General features: G+C 47.7%; 13 protein-coding genes. 7 read left to right on the top strand and 6 right to left on the bottom strand.

Annotated elements, in window-relative coordinates; all coding sequences use genetic code 11:
• Positions 1–2: 2 nt before the first annotated feature.
• From FHS60_RS05750 to FHS60_RS05780, 7 genes are all read left to right on the top strand, one after another.
• Positions 3–2,267 (top strand): RelA/SpoT family protein, encoded by a 2,265-nt coding sequence (locus tag FHS60_RS05750; protein WP_183696258.1) that lies wholly within the window; start codon positions 3–5, stop codon positions 2,265–2,267.
• Between the two features lie 3 nt (positions 2,268–2,270).
• The gene (locus FHS60_RS05755) at positions 2,271–3,686 is read left to right on the top strand and encodes an alkaline phosphatase (protein ID WP_183696260.1); all 1,416 of its coding nucleotides are present in this window, start codon (positions 2,271–2,273) and stop codon (positions 3,684–3,686) included.
• Positions 3,687–3,706: 20 nt separating this feature from the next.
• On the top strand, positions 3,707–4,528 hold the full coding sequence (locus FHS60_RS05760) for a hypothetical protein (protein WP_183696263.1): 822 nt from the start codon (positions 3,707–3,709) through the stop codon (positions 4,526–4,528).
• An 849-nt stretch (positions 4,529–5,377) separates the two neighbouring features.
• Complete coding sequence (locus FHS60_RS05765) at positions 5,378–8,806, top strand: leucine-rich repeat domain-containing protein (protein ID WP_244957445.1); 3,429 nt, start codon at positions 5,378–5,380, stop codon at positions 8,804–8,806.
• 14 nt (positions 8,807–8,820) lie between these two features.
• Positions 8,821–9,018, top strand: a complete 198-nt coding sequence (locus tag FHS60_RS05770) for a hypothetical protein (protein ID WP_183696266.1) — start codon at positions 8,821–8,823, stop codon at positions 9,016–9,018.
• 361 nt (positions 9,019–9,379) lie between these two features.
• Positions 9,380–9,826 (top strand): hypothetical protein, encoded by a 447-nt coding sequence (locus FHS60_RS05775; protein WP_183696269.1) that lies wholly within the window; start codon positions 9,380–9,382, stop codon positions 9,824–9,826.
• 60 nt (positions 9,827–9,886) lie between these two features.
• On the top strand, positions 9,887–15,583 hold the full coding sequence (locus FHS60_RS05780) for a C10 family peptidase (RefSeq protein ID WP_183696272.1): 5,697 nt from the start codon (positions 9,887–9,889) through the stop codon (positions 15,581–15,583).
• 270 nt (positions 15,584–15,853) lie between these two features.
• Here FHS60_RS05780 and FHS60_RS05785 read toward each other — a convergent pair whose 3' ends face one another.
• The 6 genes from FHS60_RS05785 to FHS60_RS05810 all read right to left on the bottom strand — a co-directional run bounded on the left by FHS60_RS05785 (position 15,854) and on the right by FHS60_RS05810 (position 20,646).
• Positions 15,854–16,741, bottom strand: coding sequence for a hypothetical protein (locus tag FHS60_RS05785; protein WP_183696275.1), 888 nt, complete (start codon positions 16,739–16,741; stop codon positions 15,854–15,856).
• Positions 16,742–16,774: 33 nt separating this feature from the next.
• Positions 16,775–17,221: a DUF6108 family protein gene (locus FHS60_RS05790; protein WP_183696279.1), complete on the bottom strand. Its 447-nt coding sequence runs from the start codon at positions 17,219–17,221 to the stop codon at positions 16,775–16,777.
• A gap of 4 nt (positions 17,222–17,225) precedes the next feature.
• Entirely contained in the window at positions 17,226–17,654 is a 429-nt protein-coding gene (locus FHS60_RS05795; protein WP_183696282.1) for a hypothetical protein, read from the bottom strand.
• Positions 17,647–18,168: an RNA polymerase sigma factor gene (locus FHS60_RS05800; protein ID WP_183696286.1), complete on the bottom strand. Its 522-nt coding sequence runs from the start codon at positions 18,166–18,168 to the stop codon at positions 17,647–17,649. The genes FHS60_RS05795 and FHS60_RS05800 overlap by 8 nt, the downstream gene beginning before the upstream one ends.
• A gap of 412 nt (positions 18,169–18,580) precedes the next feature.
• Positions 18,581–20,023: a Fe-S cluster assembly protein SufB gene (gene sufB / locus FHS60_RS05805; protein ID WP_183696289.1), complete on the bottom strand. Its 1,443-nt coding sequence runs from the start codon at positions 20,021–20,023 to the stop codon at positions 18,581–18,583.
• A gap of 23 nt (positions 20,024–20,046) precedes the next feature.
• Entirely contained in the window at positions 20,047–20,646 is a 600-nt protein-coding gene (locus tag FHS60_RS05810; RefSeq protein ID WP_183696292.1) for a CvpA family protein, read from the bottom strand.
• Between the last annotated feature and the right edge of the window lie 125 nt (positions 20,647–20,771).

Here is a 20,771-nt window from a genome sequence, read left to right on the forward strand (position 1 = left end):
CGATGACCGACACAATGAAAAAACTTACGCCTCAGGAGCTGAAAGATGAGGAAATGATCAATGCAGCTTTCCAAAAGTTGCTCGATACCTACCTGGCCACAAACCACCGCAAGAAAGTGGAAGTCATCACCAAGGCTTTCAACTTTGCCAAGCAGGCCCACAAAGGCGTGCGCCGACGTTCGGGAGAGCCTTACATACTCCATCCCATCGCCGTTGCGCAGATAGCCTGCGAAGAAATAGGCTTAGGCTCTACCTCTATCTGTGCTGCCCTGCTCCACGATGTGGAAGAGGACACCGACTATACTAACGAGGACCTCTCCAACCTCTTTGGTCCGAAAGTGGCCAACATCGTGGAGGGACTCACCAAAATTTCTGGTGGCATCTTCGGCGACCGCGCTTCGCTACAAGCCGAAACCTTCAAGAAGCTCCTGCTCACGATGAGCGACGACATACGCGTCATCCTCATCAAGATCAGTGACCGCCTCCACAATATGCGCACCCTTTCGTCCATGCTGCCCTCGAAGCAGTACAAGATTGCGGGCGAAACGCTCTACATCTACGCCCCGTTAGCCGACCGCTTGGGCCTCAACAAAATCAAGACAGAACTGGAGGATCTGAGTTTCCGTTATGAGCACCCGGAGGAGTATAAAATGATTGAGGACATGCTGGCATCCACACAGGCCGACCGCACCTCAATCTTCGACAACTTTGTCCCGCCCATCCGCGAGATGCTCGACGACATGGGCTTCAACTATCAGATTCAGCAACGCATAAAGACGCCTTATTCCATCTGGAACAAGATGCAGAACAAGCACGTGGCGTTCAACGAGATCTACGATATTCTGGCCATTCGCATTGTCTACATCCCGCTCAACCGCAAGCAGGAAATCGACGAATGCTTCAGCATCTACGCTGGCCTAACGAAAATCTATCGTCCCCACCCCACGCGCTTCCGCGACTGGCTCTCATCGCCTAAGGCCAATGGTTATCAGGCTCTTCACAACACGTTTATGTCTGCCCAAGGTAAATGGATTGAAGTGCAAATCCGTTCCGACCGCATGAACGATATTGCCGAGCAGGGCTTTGCAGCTCACTGGAAATACAAGGATAAGGATGCCGACTACGACGAGAACGAACTCGACAAATGGCTCGACTCCATCAAAGAAATCCTTGACGACCCACAGCCCGACACGCTTGATCTACTCGACACCATCAAGCTCAACCTTTTTTCTAAAGAAATCCTCGTCTTCACGCCAAAAGGTGAAATCAAGACCATGCCCAACAACGCGACGGCTCTCGACTTCGCCTTCCATATCCATTCCTTTCTCGGCACCCACTGCTTTGTGGTGAAGGTCAACCACAAGCTCGTACCACTGAGCTACCGCCTCAAGAGCGGCGACCAGATAGAGATTCTCACTTCGCGCGAGCAGCAAGTGAAGCCCGAATGGCTCAATTTTGCCACCACGGCTAAGGCGCGCGGAAAGATTCAAGCTATCTTACGTCGCGAGAAACGCGAGAAAATGCGCATCGGTGAGGAACGCCTTGCTGCTTTCTTTAAGGAGCAAGATCTCGAAGCTACAAGTACCAACATCGACCGCCTGCGCCGTTTCCACGAGCTCGCCGACCGCGATGAACTGGCACAGGCTTTAGGGGCAAACAAAATTGAGTTAGGGCAACCCGACGTGGATGTTCTCACCGGAAAAGTCCGCAAAACGGGCTGGCGACGCTATGTGCCGTTCATCGGACCTAAGAAGCAAGCGGAGGTCAACTCTACGGATGTGGAAGACTTCGTCCGCGGTCTCAATCGCAAGCAAACGCTCGTTCTCAACGAGGACACATTGCAGAAATGCGCCATAGCTCCGTGCTGCCGCCCTATCCCTGGCGACGACGTCTTAGGCTATATCACGCCACAGAATACGCTCGAAATTCACAAACGCAGTTGTCCCACGGCCACAAAACTCAAAACGCGCTATGGCAACAACATCATCGCGCTCAAATGGGATACCCACAGAGCTCTCTACTTCCCCGTCTGCATCCACATCAAAGGCGTTGACGACCACGGCGTGCTCTATGCCATTGCCGATGTGCTCCACAATACCGAACTGGACCTTGTGATCAAACACATCTCCATCGACACCAACGATGGTATCTTTGACGGAACAATCGAATTCCTCCTCCACGACACTGACGACGTGAAACAAATCTGCGACACCCTACTCCGCCTTCACTACATCGAAAGTGCTTACCGCGAGGATAAAAAAGACTAACAAATGACTCCCAAACGTTTTCTCTCCACACTATACCTGACTGTGCTGACCCTTGTGGTCATGGCGCAGCCAAAGGCTAAGTATGTGTTCTATTTCATTGGCGATGGCATGGGCGTTAATCAGGTCAATGCCGCCGAAACCTTCCTTGCTGCTCGCGAGGGACGCATCGGTATGAAGCCGCTTTGCTTCACGCAATTTCCCTATCTGGGCCTCGTCTCCACCTATTCTGCCTCCAGCGGTGTTACCGACTCGGCAGCAGCGGGCACAGCCTTAGCGTCGGGCGTTAAGACTAAGAACGCCGCGGTCGGTGTTTTGCCCGACCTCACCACGCCTGTCAACAGTGTGGCTTGGCATGCTCAGCAACACGGGGCAGCTGTGGGTATCGCCACTTCAGTGGGGGTCAACCATGCTACGCCGGCCGTTTTCTACGCCCATGTGCCAGAGCGTCACGCTTACCATGAAATCGGACGACAGCTCACCCTTTCTGGTTTCGACTTCTTCGCGGGTTCAGACATCTTGAAACCTCAATCGAAGAATGGTGGTAAGGATCTCTATCAGCAGGCTACCGACAATGGTTATAAAATTGTGCGCGGCTACAATGAGTTTCTCCAACAGGCCAACCGACAGAAGAAGCTCATCCTCCTTCAGCCGCTCCGCGACAGTAAGCAAAACGACTACGCCATCCCTTACAAGCTCGACCGCAAACCGGAGAATCTCTCGCTGGAACAAATCACGCAAGCGGGCATCCGTTTCCTCTCCGAACGCCAAAAGGAACGCAATGGTTTTTTCCTGATGATCGAGGGTGGCATGATTGATATGGCCTGCCACTCTAATGATGGTGCTGGATTCATCCATGAACTCATCGACATGGACAGCTGTGTCCAGATTGCCTACGAGTTCTACAAGAAAAAGCCCGACTCTACGCTCATCGTTGTCACGGCCGACCACGAAACGGGCGGCTTGTCTCTCGGAAGAGGAAAATACGCCCTACACCTCGAAAAGCTCCTCCACCAGAAGATGAGCTTCTTTGCCTATCCGCGCCATCTGGCTGCTTTGCGCCGCGAAAAGGGCAGCGCGTTCAGCTGGGACATTGTGCGCCAAGACCTCAAAGAAAACTTTGGTTTCTGGGAGGGCCTCGAACTAACGGAGGCACAAACCGAACGCCTCCACAAGGCCTACGAACAACTCGTCGATGACTCATCGGAGAACAAGAAGAGTCTCTACAACTCCGTAGACCCCGTGTCCTATACCGCGAGCCAAATCATGGACGAACACAGCCTCATCGGCTGGCAGAGCAACGGCCATTCTAATGGCTTCGTGGGAGTCTACGCCATCGGGGTGGGCGCAGAGCAATTCGCCGGACAAATCGACAACACCGAGATTCCCCGCAAAATTATGCGCGCCGCAGGCTGGGAATAGAAATATAACTACAACTGCTGATGATGAAAACCGCTCCTCAACTTTCACCCATATTTCCTCGCCGTCGCGAGAAAGAAACGAAGACTTCTAAGGGGCGGCTTTCATCTTTTCTGGCGGCAATCGTTCAAGCAAAAGTTCTTGTTAGCCTTCTTCTCCTACTCCTCTTTGCTAACCCGAGTGGCACAGTCCGCGCCACTTATACCGATAGCAGATCCGCCCAATGGAGCACAGCACCTGTCCATTCTGCCGCGCCGAGAGAACAGGGCAAAGAAATTCCCGCATTCTCCGCCCCCACAAGTGGCAGAAACCTTTCCTGCATCCTCCCTCTTGCTCCCACCGACACAACGCGATGCGACAGCAGCGAAGTGGGCGCACACTCGACCCTCACTGTCAAGCAGCAACCCAACTCTCAAACGGCAGAGAGAACCCTGGCCTTGCGAAACGGCACAACGGCCTACAATGTCAGCCCCATTAGCTGGGACGTCTACCAATATATCGGGCGTGAAACCACCTTTATCACCGACAGGGAAGCCATTACGGACATCTTAGGCAACATCTGCGAGCAGATGAGCATCTCCACACAAGAGGCCACGTGCCTCGAGACCGCCCTCGGACTCAAAAAAGGATCTCTCCAAAAAGGTTTCAAAATCCGCGAAATATACCTCACGGGTATGCCGCCCGAAAGAATCCGCGTTCCCGAACGCGGCAACAAGCATTTCTTGGGCAAAGGGAAAGGCCTCCCCGGCGGCGGCCCTGAACTGGAACTCCAGCCCCGAATCTCGACCAAAGACAATGCGGAAGTCCGCACCATAGCAACCGTAAGCATTCTCAAGCTTTTCTAAAACTATCCCCAAAAGGAAGACACCTCCCCTAATAAAGCCAAGCGTAAATATCCTTATTGCGTTTGAAAATACAATAAGGCTATCAGCTGACAGCCTTATTCTGTCAGCTGACGCCCTTATTGTATCCACGCCGACAAGCGCAAAGGGACTTTGATAGAAGTTTCTTACATTTTCCCCTTACAAGAAACTCATTCCACAAGAAAAAGCTATCGAAAACTGCCTCAAAAGTTCGCCAACGATTCAAGTATTTATTGTCTCAACACATCACAAAACATCCACCATCCTCTCCCATAATTTTCTCGAAGAAAAAGAGCCGTTGTTCAGAGAAACAAATATTTGGTCCATAGCCCTACTTTATCCCACGAATCTTATTACGGAAATCTCATCTTTGTCAAATTAAAACACCCTTTTCAAGTCTTTCTTTATTTTTTTCAAGACGAAAAAATTTGTAGGTATAGAAAAATAGTTATATTTTTGCAGCAGAAATAACATAAAAACTTTTACCCCCCCCCTATAAAAGGACATTTTGCCAAAAAAAATCATAAATATATAAAAAGAGGAAAAAGCAAAAAATAAGACATCAAGACGAAAAAGCAACTCACAAAGCCATTACCGAGACGAAAAAAAATGTAAAAAAACAAACACCTATACATAAAATATTAGTGGTATAAAAATAGACACGAAAAGACAGCAACCTATTACAATTAACAACTTTCTCGATTTATACTGTCTCCTCCTCATAAAAGAAACATAATGATAGCCGAAAAAGTATTCCTTTCCCAGATATAAAATGCTTTATTCTCCCTCAATTTATCATCAGAATATAAATTCATTCAAATCAACGAGTATATGAATAAAATTCGACTTCTATTATTGACATTACTGCTAACAGTAATACCAATGAGTCTTTTGGCCTACACAAAAGATCAGATTGTCACGTTTGAAAAGAATCACTACAGGGTTCTTTCACCGACAGAAAACACCCTCGCTTTTTTGGGTACGGACAATTCGAATACGGGTGTATTAATCATTCCCAGTATTTTCGGTGACGGCCAAGGCACTACGTTTAAGGTCACAGAAATAGAGTATCACCCACTCTACAGATGCAACAACATCACTTCTGTGAAACTTCCAGAAACCATCCAACGGATAGGAGGAGAAGTCTTCAGAGGTGCACAATTAGAGCATATCAATATCCCGAAGAGCGTAACAGAGATTTCATCCTACGCATGGGCAGGAGTTGAACGCGTGCCTCAACATGAGGTGGATAAAAATAACCCCAAGTACTGCTCGGATGACAAAGGTGCACTCTATTCAAAGGACATGGCCACACTTCTTTCCGTACCTTCCAATGTTAATCCGCCGAGTGGAGTTTATACCGTTGACAGTCGTGTGACAAAAATCACAAAACCGACTTTTCGACTAATTGAGGGTCTAACAAAGATTATCTTGCCTAAGAACTTGAAAGAAATCGAAGAGGGCTACCCCACGATTTCTCCAACGAAGACGCTCGAAGCTTTTGAAATTGCAAGCGGAGGGCATACTCCTTTCAAAGTAGAAGCAGGTGTACTCTTCAAGGATACAGTTCTTATGGTCTATCCTCCTGCAAAGCCAGAAGAAAACTATACAGTACCCGACAACATCACGACAATTTCTTCTTATGCTATTTCGAAAACAACGAAGCTGAAGGACATCAACCTCAACAAAGTAACGAAATTAAGCATAGCGTCTATTTTTGCTGCAACGATGCTTCAGAAAATAACCTTGCCTGAAGGCATAAAGAAGTATAATCCTACCACAAAGATGGGTATGTCCGAAGGCTGCTTCGAATCATGTACGAAAGTCACAGAGTATAAAGTTCCCGCAGGAAACACGGATTTCTTAGACGATAGTGGCGTTGTTTATTCCAAGCCGGCAAAGGACGTACTCTATCTCTATCCACCCAACAAGGCTGGCATGACATTTTCTATCCCTTCCTCTGTAAGGACACTGGCAAGTAAATGTTTCCAGTCGGCACAGAACATCACTACGATGCTCATTCCAAAGACTGTGGAAAATTTAAATCAGGAAACTTTCCGCGCTGCGGAAAAACTTGAGACCGTAACATTTGAAGAAACGGCTCAAATTAAAAAGTTTGGATATCACGCTTTTCGTGCATGCAAAAGCCTGAAAACGATAACCTTTCCTAAATCCCTCACTAATATTAACATCTGTTTCAATGAATGTTTTAATTTAGAGACCATCAACATTCCCAACGGCTCACAACTGAAGGAAATAGGCAACAATGCCTTTAGCACCAACATAAAGCTGAAGAATTTCAATTTTCTGGGAACTTGTCCTTTGACAACAATCGGCAACAACGCCTTTGCCAACCTCAAAGAGCTTGAGAAATTCAACTTCCCTAAAACGGTAACGGAAATTAGAACCAATGCTTTCAGCGGCTGCGAAAAAATGGCTACGGCAGAGTTCACGGACGATGCCGAGATTCAAACCATCGGCTCTGGTGCATTTGCCGACTGCGGATTGGTAAACTTCAACGTGCCTAAGAATGTAAACAAGATTGAGCGCGAGGCTTTCCGCAACTGTGCTGCACTGACTACTATCAATGTAACAGAGGCTACAACGGACATCAGTCCTGAGGCTTTCAAAAATTGCTCCAATCTCAAAGCTATCAACGTGAGCAAGAAGAATTCCGTCTACTCAAGTGTTGATGGTTATCTGCTCTCGCAAGACAAGAAGACTTTGATGATTTTCCCTCCAGGAAAAGCCAACGACCGCTTCACCTTGCTACCTCCATCAATCACCTCTATCGGGAAATATGCTTTCTACGACTGCAAGAATCTGAAGAATGTAACCATCCCTAATTTGGTTACCTCCATCGGTGAACGTGCTTTCGGTCTTTGCACTAATCTCAAAACAATCACATTCCTCTGCGATCAAAAAATCAAATCGGATAGCATCAATAAAGAAGAGAATAAGATGTCGTTCGATGATGGAACACAGACAAGTCACAATATGTTCCAAAACATCAATATTCAGGTGCGCAAGGAGAAATTAGATGAATATAATAGCGATCCTTTCTATCAGCAATTTAAGTCTAGACATCCTTCGTTCGAAGTTGAGAAAGAAGAATACATTGTTGTATCAGAAGGTGCTGTGAGTATGCTTAGCACAAAGCGTACTGACGAGACATTTGTTCTGCCAACGGAAATTCCCCATGACGGCAAAAACTACAAAGTGAGCATGATTGGCGACTATGCTTTCCAGCACGTCACCTCTGGCATAAAGGAAGTGGTAGTAAAGAAAGATGTAGAATACATTGGTGCTCAAGCTTTCATCACCAACCGCGCAGACACAACAAGTATCATAAAGAGTGTTTTCTTCATTGAGAGCAATCCCACTAATCAAATGTTGAGCACTACTCGCTTCGATCTCGACCAAACAAACACAAACTACAGCGAGTTTGCTAAAGCTACCAAGATTTATGTAAAGAAAACTGCGCTCAACAAATACAAAGCAAAATGGGCTAAGACTATCTATAAGAAAGAAACCGATAAAGACGAAACAAGTCCTTACGACTTCACCTCACAGCTTGAGTTCAAAATCAAGGATGTCAAAATTAGCAAGAAGTACGGTACTTTCGCTCGTGAGTTCGATGTAGACTTCAGCGACTACTATAATGAGAAGCACCATTCAGCGGTTGCAGCTTTCGTAGCCAGCACTAAAATCTTGGATGGAAAGGGCGACTACGGTACAGCTACTAAGCACGTTCAAATGACGAGTGTTGACAAAAAGGGAGGTTACACAGCTTCTTATTCTTACGTTCCTGCTTATACGGGCGTACTTCTCAAGGTACTCGATAAAGAAGCTACAGATGCTGACTTCTACTACACGATTGGTGAACAAGATCAGCAAGTCTACCATGTCACAAACAACGTTATGACAGGTGTAACTGTAAACCCCATTACCTCTCTCACAGCTACAACTACCGACCCCATTTATGTGATGCAGGGCGGTACCTTCCACAAGGCTGAGAGCAATATCAATAACTTCCCTATCCACAAGGCGTATATGAAGTTCAGCGCTCTGCCCGCAGGCACACGAGTTGTGTTCGATTTTGACGATACCACAACAGGAATTGAGAGTATCGAAAGCATTGATACAGGCAGTTCCAATCGCGCTGCTGATGTTTACTACAATCTGCAAGGTCAGCGCATCAGCAAACCGCAGCAGGCAGGTCTCTATATCCTCAATGGTGCGAAAGTAATAATCAAATAAAGTCACAGAAAACTATGAATAAGAAACAATATATAGCACCTAAAACAACTTCTATTACCTGGTCTGCTGAAAGTTTGATGCTTGTTGCCAGCCCTGGTGTGGGTGGAGGCTACAATCCTGGTGAAGATATCGACACCAGAAAACAAGAGCCTCGTGAAGAGGATAGTGGCTTGCACATCTGGGACAAATATAATTCTCTCTGGGAAGACTAATCATAGAAAAAATCTTTTCTGTAATCATCTCCTTTCATGGGATTTATGATAAAAGCAATTGAAAATAGGGAAAGCTTCACTACTTTCCCTATTTTTATTATTGCTATCTCTAACTTCGCGTATTTTCCTCATTATCACATAAAAAAGTTACGAAAATATTTTGATAAATAAAACATTTTCGTATATTTGCCACAAAGTCATAGCAATTTTATTCACAATTCTTCTTTTTCCAGTACATAACATTACAACGTGTTTCACTCATTACTAATTTTAATAGATACTCTTTCTTCACCTAACTCACGTTAATTTAACAGAACTATCACAAAGTTTACTTTAACAACCCGCTTAAACTCCTAATCTTATGAAAATAAAAATTATTGTAGCTTTTGCTCTCTCCGCCATCTTCGTTATGGCGCAGGCACAAACCGTGGTTGGAAATGATGCAGGCACTCTATTCAAATATGTCATTACAAAACAATATGGTGTGCCCACTATCATAACCCCTCTCACGGATCTTAAGAAGATAACCATCGAACAGGGACAGTTGGTGTTTCACGACAGTACGGGTAAAGTACTTGATCGTGCACCGCTCCACCAGTTAGAATGGATAAGTTTCTATTCCACGCTCACCAGTATCGAACAACCCATAATCGATCCTAACCAGCCCGATATGAAAGAGGAAGATCTTGACGGTGCTGAGGTATTCACGCTGGCAGGCATTAGGATTGTATCCAACTTCAAGCAGTTACCAAGAGGTCTTTACATAGTGAAGCATGGTAACGTAGCGCGCAAACTAATGAAGCGGTAAGCAGAACTCTTTACTATCACTACATCAGTACATTTTGTTCCATTCTAAAGATCTTTTTTTATGAAACGAATACTATTCCTCATTCTGCTCGGCTTTAGCATCCTGCAGATGCGAGCCGAAGATGTAAACCAGCAGCAAGCATTAAGCATTGCCACACGGTTTGCCAGCAGTAATATAAAGGGGCAGAGATCCAAAATCAAGGGGGTATCTGATGCGACAGTTCCACAGCTCACCCTTGCTTATGTGGGGCGTACTTCGCAATCTGCTTCCTCTACTAAGTCCTTTCGTGCGAGTCGTGCAGCAGATGATTCTCCTGCCGCGTTCTATGTTTTCAATCGTGGCGGTGGGCGTGGTTGGATCATTGTTTCGGGCAACGAAGCAACCGTTGATCCCATTCTTGCTTTTTCGGACGAGGGCGATTTCTCCTACGAAACTGCTTCAGAAAATTTGCAGTGGTTGCTTTCTAACTATGCAACTATCATCAACAAGGCACGCGCTGATGGCATACATCCACAATGGGATGCTCGAAAGGCTGTACCAAAGCCACCCACCATCATTGTTAAACCACTTTTACCAGTCAACTACGATCAGTCGACTCCCTATAACGACCAATGTCCTATCGTCAATGGCACGCGTTGCCCAACGGGTTGTGTGGCTACGGCTGTGGCTCAAATTATGCGCTATTGGAAATGGCCTAAACAGGGTATGGGCGAGCACACCAATACTTCAAAAACAGGTGAGCACAGAGACTTTAGACATGCATACGCATGGGATGACAGCAACGAGTCTTTGGCCACTCTAATGGCAGATGTGGGCACCGCAAGTAATATGCAGTATACTCCTACGGAGTCAGGAGCCAAACCTGATGATGCCATGGCTGCGTTGGTACGCTATTTCCGATACAGCGATGAGGTGTATCGGGGTGGTGGCAACAACGATTTGTTGCGACAAGAGTTAGATGCTGGACGCCCCGTATTTTATGTAGGTCACAAATATATTGACATTGAGAATATAAATATCGACAACCTCCCTCAAATTTCTTCGCGCGACAGTCATGCTTTCGTGTGCGATGGGTATGCCGACCAAGACTTTTTCCATTTTAATTTTGGTTGGGGAGGAATTGACAACGGCTGGCATCGTACCAATTTAATTTTGCTAAGGGCTGATGAGTACAGTTTGTGGCTAAGTTCGATGATGAACCTGCATCCTTCCTACAACACTCGCTTTGAGAAGGACGGCTGTCTGTATGAGGTCGTAGATGACACTCATGCCCGTATCATCGATGCAATAGGAACGGAAAATCTTATCATCCGCTCACAAGTGGAATGGGAGGGTAAGACCTATCAGCTACCGACTACCATCCAGGATGGAGTGTTTGGAAATCTTGAAGGAGTGAAACAAGTTGTTATTGAGGAAGGCATCACTGCCATTGCTCCCTACGCCTTTGCCGCAACAAAGATAGAATCGGTGAGTTTCCCCTCTACGCTGACTCATATTGACAGACACGCTTTCCGCGAATGTAATAATTTGAAAACGGTCACTATTCCTTCGCAGACAACAGTAGGTCCCAATGCTTTCTGCGACTGTAAAGAACTGAAAGATATTATTATTGAAGATGGCGTCACTACTATTGCTGATTCGGCGTTTATTAGCTGTGGCGTAGAACGACTTCGCCTACCCAAAGGGATCAAGATAGGTACGAAGGCTTTCGGTATATGTAAGAATCTCCAGAGCATTGAGAATCTAACCTTTATCAAGGAAGTGGGTGAACATGCTTTTCTTTCTTGTCCTATCAATAGTGTGAACGAGCTAAAATTTGAGCAGATAGAGAAGATTGGGGTTGGTGCATTTGAAAACACCAACATTGCTCGGAAGGTTTCGCTGCCCGCTACAACACAGTTTGTTGGAACCCATGCTTTCAGAACAAAATATCCTGGTATGCAGTCCATCTTTGAGGGTTATGTGGTGGATGAAAACAACCCACACCTCCGCCACAGTGCAGAAGGAATGCTTCTTAGCAAGGATGGAAAGGTTCTCTATAGTTGTGCGCAAGGTGAAGTAGTTCCCGAAGGTGTGGAGCGTATTGCAGCTCAAGCTTTTGATCAAAGCATAAATAATATTACGCTTCCCAACACGCTGAAAGAAATCGACTCGTTGGTCTTCCATCATTACGATATTCGCAATATACACATATACGCTACAACGCCACCTCGCATGCATCCCATGGCACTTGCCGGCGGTAAGCCCTATGTCTATACCAAGTTGTATGTGCCAGACGGAGCCTTGGAGGCGTACAAATATGCGCCGATATGGAACACTTTTGGCGAAATCATCGATGATCTCGACACATGTTATACCAAGCCTTTGCCCGCTGATAGCGCACTTGCCTGTCATGCATATAAAAAGAGCGGCAACAAGGAGTTCAGGTACGATTATGATCTGTCTCCCCTCACCATTTATTATGAAAAAGAATTTGAACAATGGGATCAAAACACAGGCACTTATAAAACCGTTTCTGGATACATGATTCGTGGTAATCCTATCAATGGTAATATGTCAGACCTCCTCTGGTATTCTATTGATGAGAGCGCACGCATTAGCTATGTAGTACCCTCTACCATAAAAGACAAAGTCTACTGGATACAAGTCGTAAATGCAGCAGACGAAAAAACTGACTATCCAATCACCCACAAGGGAGAAATATTAGTGCAGGATGGTTGGCTGATCATAAAAGATGCCTCGAGCAAGACCTTAGCCAACTATCGCCTTGCTGAACTACAACATGTGAACTTCGCATGGGGATGGTCACCTGCTATAAGACATTTCACTATGGAATGGGAAGAACACTACAACTTTGGTTATGGCCCTAAGGTGGAGCAAAAAAAACAAAGCTATCCTTATTATCGAGAAAACGACTGGCATCTCAGAAGCAATGAAGAAGGTAAGCGATATCTTACTTTCGGCACCTCTGGTATGGGCGTTGTATTGAGCAATATACATAAAATTAGCTTCCCGCAGAACAAACAGTCAAACTCCGTGCTGGAGAAGTTCCAATATTTTAACCTCATTGATAATGAAGGCAACGAGATAAGTCTACCACTAATCAGCTTCGATGAGCTTAAGTTTGAGGGCGATCTCATTCATTTCCTCGATATGGGACGCACTGTGAATTCCTTTTCTACAACCGAGTTGAAAGGCATGCACTTCTCTAAAAAATCGGCATTAGGATTAGGAATAAACAGCTCGACACGCATAGACGATGAATCACAGCACCTCTATATCCACATCGGAAAAGCATGGAAGGAAGTAGGACTAAGCCGCGCAGGTAAGATCTTCACCGATGGTGCCAGCCTCTTCATAGACAGCATTGCTTATCCGCTGACAGCCATCGATAGTATTACCTTTGAGCGACCTACTGATGTGGAGAATATCGCACAGGGGGCTACGGCCACTCATGCCGTTAGTCCGCTTTGTCCTGAGGTTTCTACGCCCGACTACGCCCTGCGCTTCAGCGCTAGTGCACTCAGCGATAAGAGTTTAGTGAAGGTTACACCTGTCTATCCTTCAGGCCTTGCTGCCATAGAGGGAGTACGTAGTGTCAAGGCATACGACATTACACTAGACCATAGCGGCACGGGACAGAACACCCATAAGTTGCATGGTGTGGTGGAGATACGCATACCATTTACAAAACGTAAGGGTTATGATGTCTTAGCAAGCTATTTCAACGAAGCAGACAGCGTGCGGGCTTGGCGCCCCATCTGCCACCATTACGATAGCGTGCGACAAGAGATGGTCATCCTGAGCAACCACCTTACGCGCTTCGGTATCTTTGATATCGAACACGAGAACTCGCGCAATGCACAGATCAAATACTTCAGTGCTTATGACATTCCCCCATTGGGCGATAATTGGGAAAAGACAGCCAACAATCTGCTGGAATTGGCACAACGCGTAACTGAAAAGCCCGATGAAACGAAAGCCATGTTAGATTGGATGGCTGAAAAATACTCCACAGCCTCTACTTTCGGCTTAGACATGGGTTACAACTTTGCTCAGTCACTGGGTTACAGCAATAAACTGCTTGATGACTTTGAGGATCACATTGCGTTCTTGGGTGCTACGGTTGCGGCCTATCAAGTATATAGTGCAGCCCTGGATGGCAAGATGGAAGAAGTGGCTGGTGGCACAATAAATTTAGCCCTCAATCAAATGACCACTTATGCAGGTAAGTTCTTGGGCGGCCCCATTTGGGCGGCAAGTATGTTCTCTGTGGCTATGATCAATTACAGCCTCAATAAGTTTGGAGAGACCGCATGGCAAGGACGCACCGATAAGTATCGCGCTGCTTACCATCTCTACTATGGTCAGGGAGAACCAGGATATCGCACGCAGGCTGAATGGGTATCACTGCTTTGGCCAGTAGTACACAACAAGCGACTAACCAAGGAACGATTGGATGCAGCCATTGATAATTTGGTGCGCCGCCACTGTGATAAGTTCTGGAGCATTGGAGCAGATGAACAAGCACACTATATTGCCAGTACAGGTTTATGGTGGACAGGCTGGGGAGGATTGAACCCGAAGATGGAGCAAACCATCTCCGATGAGTATCGCTCTGAACTTTATCGCACTGATATAGCAAAGGCAATGGAAACCATCTGCGATAGCATGCGCTACGAGGCTTACGATGAAAGTTGCCGCGCTATGGAACGATACCAAAAGTTGATGAATAAAATCGTTACTATCTCATTCAAGGACAGTTCGCTGAAGAATGATTCATCAATGTATGCTGATTGCACGGTACGTTTTGCCAACCTTCCTGCTAATATCGAGGATCCTCAGTTGTGGGAGACCAAATTAGATAAACAAGGAAAGGGTAAAATCCAGTTCCGCATCTTTGCACAGGTCTACAACAAGATTGAGCCACGTATGGTGGTGGTCGATAGCAAGGGAGAAATCCTAAAACGTCTTGACCTGGAGATAGACTATAAGACTACCGTTGACCTGAGTCAGGACAATACTCTCGGCTTTGATCCTAAGCATCCAGAGGACATGAAACTCAATGTAGTAATGACGCCCGATTCGCTGGCTTGTGAAGAAGGAGTCATCATGCGGGGAGGATATTGGGATACGAACATAGCTACAGGCGAACCACGATTCATAGAATATCAATCTACTTTGCATTGGCTACGCATTTATTTCAGAAATCTCTATGGAGATATAGCGGAACTGATGACAGAATATTCTGAACTATTGGCACAAACCCCATCAGCCAACACACGCATTGATGTGAACGGATTGAGTCTAAACGGCACCTACGATGCCAAGACCAAAACGGGTAGCGGACAGTTCACACTCAAGAGTGACTATGAAACTACCATTGCCACTACAGACGATTGGAAAACCTTCTTATGGGACTTTATAAATGGAAAACTTAAAGACAAGGTTTTTATAGGCATTGAAGAACAAGACGGCAAACCGTTCGCGACTATCAATGCGCTGTTAAGTGGTCAAATGACACATCAGTTGAGCGGCACCTACGAGGTAAGGGAAACAAAGAGTGGCAAAATGGTCTATACCTTTAAGGGCAATGGCACTTATCGCCTAAATGCAAAAGTGCTGGGTGGCTTCGATAATGTAGACTTCGACATGTTCCGTAAGGGAATAAAGCAACCCGAGGCTGAGGTCATCGTTAACGAAAAAACCTACGAAGGTTCATGCACCATTGACCAAAGTTTTGTTTTTGGAAAATAATCAATCACGCTTTTGAAATAAAGAAAGTGTGCCAATAATGCTATGAACTCCGAAAGTCTTTTATTTGACTTTCGGGGTTTTTATAACGTCTACGTAAAAAGAACTGTGTATGAACAACTATCAATATACACATATTGGAAGATGTTTTTGGGTACAGTAACTATGCTATGAGAGAAAACAACAAAAAAGGCTTTATCCTCGTGCCGGAGGTAAAGCCTTTTCATTGATATGATTATATCTATTGTTTAATTTTATGGTAGCTGCTGACCATCAGAAACCGAGGGTGAAACCAATGGCTATGCGGCGAGAATCGTCGGTGCCGGTGGCATCTTGGAGGATGCGGCAGGGATTGTACTTCACATAGAGGCCCACATAGTCTTTGCCCACTTGTCCGATGATATCGGCCGAGAAACGATTGGTGCGAATGTTCTTCATCTTCTCCATAAAGTCGCGGCCGGCAAGGGAATACTCGGAACGCGCCTTAGCTCTCCAAGCGTAGTGGAAGTTGGTGCGCAAACCCACAAACCATTCGTGGCGGAACGTGTAGCGATAGCTGAAACCCAGGTAGTTGGTCGTGAGGAAGAGGCGAGAGAATTTAGGATCCGAACCAGCGGGATAGGCTTCGGGGGCGAGGCCGTGGGAGGCATTTTTGCCGTAGCGCAGCTGCTTGCCTTCGTGGCGCAGTGAGGCGGTGTAGAAACCAGTGTGAATGGTCAGCGCATGGTGGCGACGCTGGAAATTGAGGTTGAGAATGTCGAAGTAGAACTCGGCAGATTTTCCCATCTTAGAGTGCAGTCCGTCGGGCATTCCCGGAGCGGCTACCCAACCCATTGCCAGGCCGAACATACCCAATTCTTTTTGCCATTTGTTGGACTCCCGTTTCTCCTTTTTCTTTTTGCCGAAGAGGATGTTAAAGTCCCAGTTGTCCGAGTTTTGACGAACCACCGATTCAGAGTTTTTGCCCACGGATTTGGAGTAGGAGTAGCGGAACGTGGGGTCTGTGCCGTTGCCAAAGATCTCTACATTGACCACTGAGTCCCGCTCCGTCACCACCACGCGGCGTGCATTTTCCACGGTTGTCACTGTATCGGTCGTCACTTGTGCTGTTGCTGACAGCGTGCCCATGAGCGTCAGGGCAAGGAAAGTTTTGAGCTTCATATTCGTAAGGTTTTGTTGTTATTTTTCTTTGCTTTATTTGCTAAACATCCGTTTGAGTTCAGCCGCTGTGGCTCGTCCCTGCAGATAGATGAGGGTGAGCCGGCCGTCAGAGCCGGTTTGGTTGGAGTTGTTCCGATAGAAGATGTAGCGGTTTTCTCCACCCACGGGCGAGAGTTTGTAGAAACCGTAATAGACATGACCACTCTTCCTCACCTCTTCTTTTGATACAGCATGAGCCGCATCACGAAGCACGGCAGCTTCTATCTGTCGGGTGTCAGCAGCTGAGGGAGTGAGCGAAAGGCTGCGCGAGAGACTCAGTTTGAAATCCTTGAGTCTACTACCCGAAAACTGCACCGAAGTGGCATCTTGGCGGGTGGAGTAGCTACCATCAAAGATGGAGGCGATATTCAGTCCTGTCTGGGCATGGGCGGAAAGCACCACGACCATCAAAGCTATAAAAATCATCAGAATGCGTCGCATGGCTTTATTGGTTTAGCGTGTTAAACATATCCTTAAGCTGGCTCTCCGGCGTGGGCGCATCCATGGGGCTGCTCACGGCCTGCATCTCCTGTTGCATCAGCCTGACCACCTCGTCGGGATTCGTCACCTTGCGCCCATTGACATAGGCGATGCAAACATCGTCCGGGCGAGCCTGCTGAATGGTATAGATACCGCCGAGCATGAGCACCACCACGGCTGCAGCGGCTGCCTGCCATAAACGGACGGAGCGGTGCGACTTGCGGCGCAGTTTGCGCCCCACGGCGGTGAAGCCCATCACGGCGCGCACCTCATCATAGCGAGCATCGGTGGCAAAAGGCCCGGTGATGAGCCGTTGCAGTTCGCGCTCTTCCTCCAGCGTTGTCTCCGCGTCGAAATAGCGACCGACGAGTTCGTCCAAGTTTTTACTATTCATTTCCATAATCTCTTCTGTAAATTTCTCGAATGGTGCGTCGAGCGCGTGAGAGTTGCATCCTAACGGCCGCAGGCTGCATCTGCAAGCTCTGGGCTATGGCGTCGTAGTCCTCACCTTCGTAGTCGTGGCGGCGGAGGATGTCGCGCTGTAGCGGGGAGAGTTCGGAGGCCACGATGCGTTCCACAGCTTGGAAGCGGCTTTCCACATCGGGCGCGTCCTCTTCAGCTCCGTCGGCCTCGGCCAAACTCACACTGGCTTCCCGCTGTTGCTGGCGCAGGTGGTCGATGCTGAGATGCTTCACCGTTGTGGTGAGGAGTCGGCCGGCCTCATCCTCGGAATGCAACGTGGTGCGGCGTGTCCAGAGGCGGACGAAAGCATCCTGCAAAGCGTCATCGGCCGCGCTCTCCCCTACCATGGAGGAGGCCAAGCGTTGCAGCCCTCGCCGGAGGCGCTGAAAAGCTGGGAGGAGTACTTCCTCTTTCGAGCCGTCGCTATTTAGGAACTTCTGAGCCATTCGAGTGGTTGGTTTACATTGTGCTAACGCAGGACATTCGGTTTTGTAACATCAAAAGTAAGATTTTTTTCTTTTATTGGAACTTTCGGGCGGAACGGACCTGCTTGAGGATGAAAAATACAATAAGGGCGTCGGCTGACACAATAAGGCTGTCAGCTGGCTTCCTTATTGCGTCAGCTGACACAATAAGGATATTTTTGAAGAGGTATTTTTTGCCCACGAATGAGTACGAAAAAGGCGAAGAAACACGAATGATTTTTATGGATTAGCTTAGACAATGGTTTTCGAACTGGTCAGAGTTGTCCGACTTGTCCGAGAGCTTAATGAGCTAAAAGATATAGATTTCGTGCTTCTTCGCCTTATTCGTGTCTATTCGTGGGCAGAAGAAAGCAGGGAGCAGAGTACTCCCCCACTACCCCACACTGCCCTCAAGGCTCACACTGAGGAGCTTCTGGGCCTCAACGGCAAACTCCATCGGGAGCTTATTGATGACATCCTTGGCATAGCCATTGACGATGAGGTCGACGGCGTTTTCGGTGGGGATGCCGCGTTGGTTGCAGTAGAAGAGCTGGTCCTCGCTGATTTTGGAGGTCGTGGCTTCGTGCTCCACAACGGCGTTGTTGTGGTGAACATCGATATAGGGAAACGTGTGTGCACCGCATTTATCGCCCAACAGGAGCGAGTCGCACGAACTATAGTTGCGCGCACCCTCCGCATGAGGCCCGCATTTCACGAGTCCGCGATAGGAATTCTGGCTGTGGCCTGCGGAGATTCCTTTGGAAACGATAGTGGAGCGCGTGTTGCGTCCGAGGTGCACCATCTTTGTGCCGGTGTCGGCTTCCTGGTAGTTATTGGTCACGGCCACGCTGTAGAATTCGGCTTGGCTGTTGTCGCCCATCAAGATGCAGGAGGGATATTTCCACGTGATGGCCGAGCCGGTCTCCACCTGCGTCCAAGAGAGTTTTGAATTCTCTCCGCGCAGTTGTCCGCGCTTTGTGACGAGGTTGTAAACGCCTCCCTTGCCCTCGGCATCGCCCGGATACCAGTTTTGAACGGTGGAATATTTCACTTCCGCATCTTTATTGACCACTATCTCAACGATAGCAGCATGGAGCTGGTTTTCGTCGCGCATCGGAGCAGTACATCCCTCCAGATAGCTAACATAGCCGCCGTCGTCGCATACGATGAGCGTGCGCTCAAACTGTCCTGTGTTGCGGGCGTTGATGCGGAAATATGTGGAGAGTTCCATCGGGCAACGCACGCCTTTGGGAATGTAGACGAAAGAACCATCGGAGAAAACGGCACTGTTGAGGGCGGCAAAAAAGTTGTCGCGATAGGGCACGACAGAGCCGAGATATTTGCGGACAAGTTCGGGATTTTCACGGATGGCCTCCGACATACTGCTGAAGATGACGCCTTTCTCGGAGAGGCGTTCCTTGAAGGTAGTTTTGACGGATACAGAGTCCATCACAGCATCTACGGCCACACCGCTCAATGCCATACGTTCTTCGAGGGGAATACCCAACTTGTCGAACGTTCGCATCAGTTCGGGGTCGATTTCCGTCTTGCCGCTCGGTTTTTTCTTTGTCGGGTCGGCGTAGTAAGAGATGGCTTGGTAGTCGATCTCAGGGAGGTTGACATGTCCCCAAGTGGGCTGCTTGAGTGTGAGCCAATGGCGATAGGCCTTCAAGCGGAAGTTGAGCATCCATTCCGGTTCCTCCTTTCGGCGGGATATTTCGCGGATGACATCTTCATTGAGGCCGCTATCGATGATATCTGTCTTAACGTCCGTTGTGAAGCCGTATTCGTATTTTTTCTCGGCCACACTGCGGACGAATTCATTTTGTTCTGCCATAGTGATTGAGTTTTCAACCGGCGTTAATGCTTCTTCGGCTTATCGCTGGTAGTTTTCTTTCGATGAGTGGGCTTTTGCTTGTGGCTAACATCCACCCAGACGGTGTCGCTTGCTGCCTGTTGAGCGCGCAGACTATCGGACTCGGTCGCCGTGGAGGATGCCTCCGTGGAGGCTTGGTCGAACGCCCAGCCGAGGAAGCCTTTGCTGGGAGCGTAAAGGTAGGATGTTGATGTCTTGCTCTCGTCGAGGATGCGGAGACCTCCCATCACGTTGAGGACGCAACTAAGGAGAATGAGGTATTTCACTACGCTAACGCCCACGCCGAGGAGACTGTTGGGGAGTCCGAGGTGCATGCCTTTGAGTGCCTTTGTCACGACCTTTGCCACAAGGCCGAGGGCAATGGGCACGATGATCCAAAGGATGAAGAAAGCCACGAGGCTGGTCATCATGTTGGTCTGACTGCCGTCGACAGTGAGGTATTCGCCCAGCGTGGAGTAGAACGTGGCGGCCACGAACAAGCCGAGCAAGAATCCGCCGGCACTGGCGAGCTGCTTCACAAAGCCGTCGCGCCAGCCGTCGTAGATGGCCCACAAAAGGACTATAAGTAAGAAAATGTCCAACATTGTTGTTCCTATATATATTATATGTGTAGAAAAAACGGATGAAAGGATTGGGAGAGAATCCTTTCCAACCTTTCATCCGTCAGTATATCAAAAACTGTGCTTTTGAACCCGTGGCGCGCAGCTCC

The sequence above is a fragment of the Alloprevotella rava genome (assembly GCF_014195585.1).
In the GTDB taxonomy this organism is placed as follows: Bacteria; Bacteroidota; Bacteroidia; order Bacteroidales; family Bacteroidaceae; genus Alloprevotella; species Alloprevotella rava.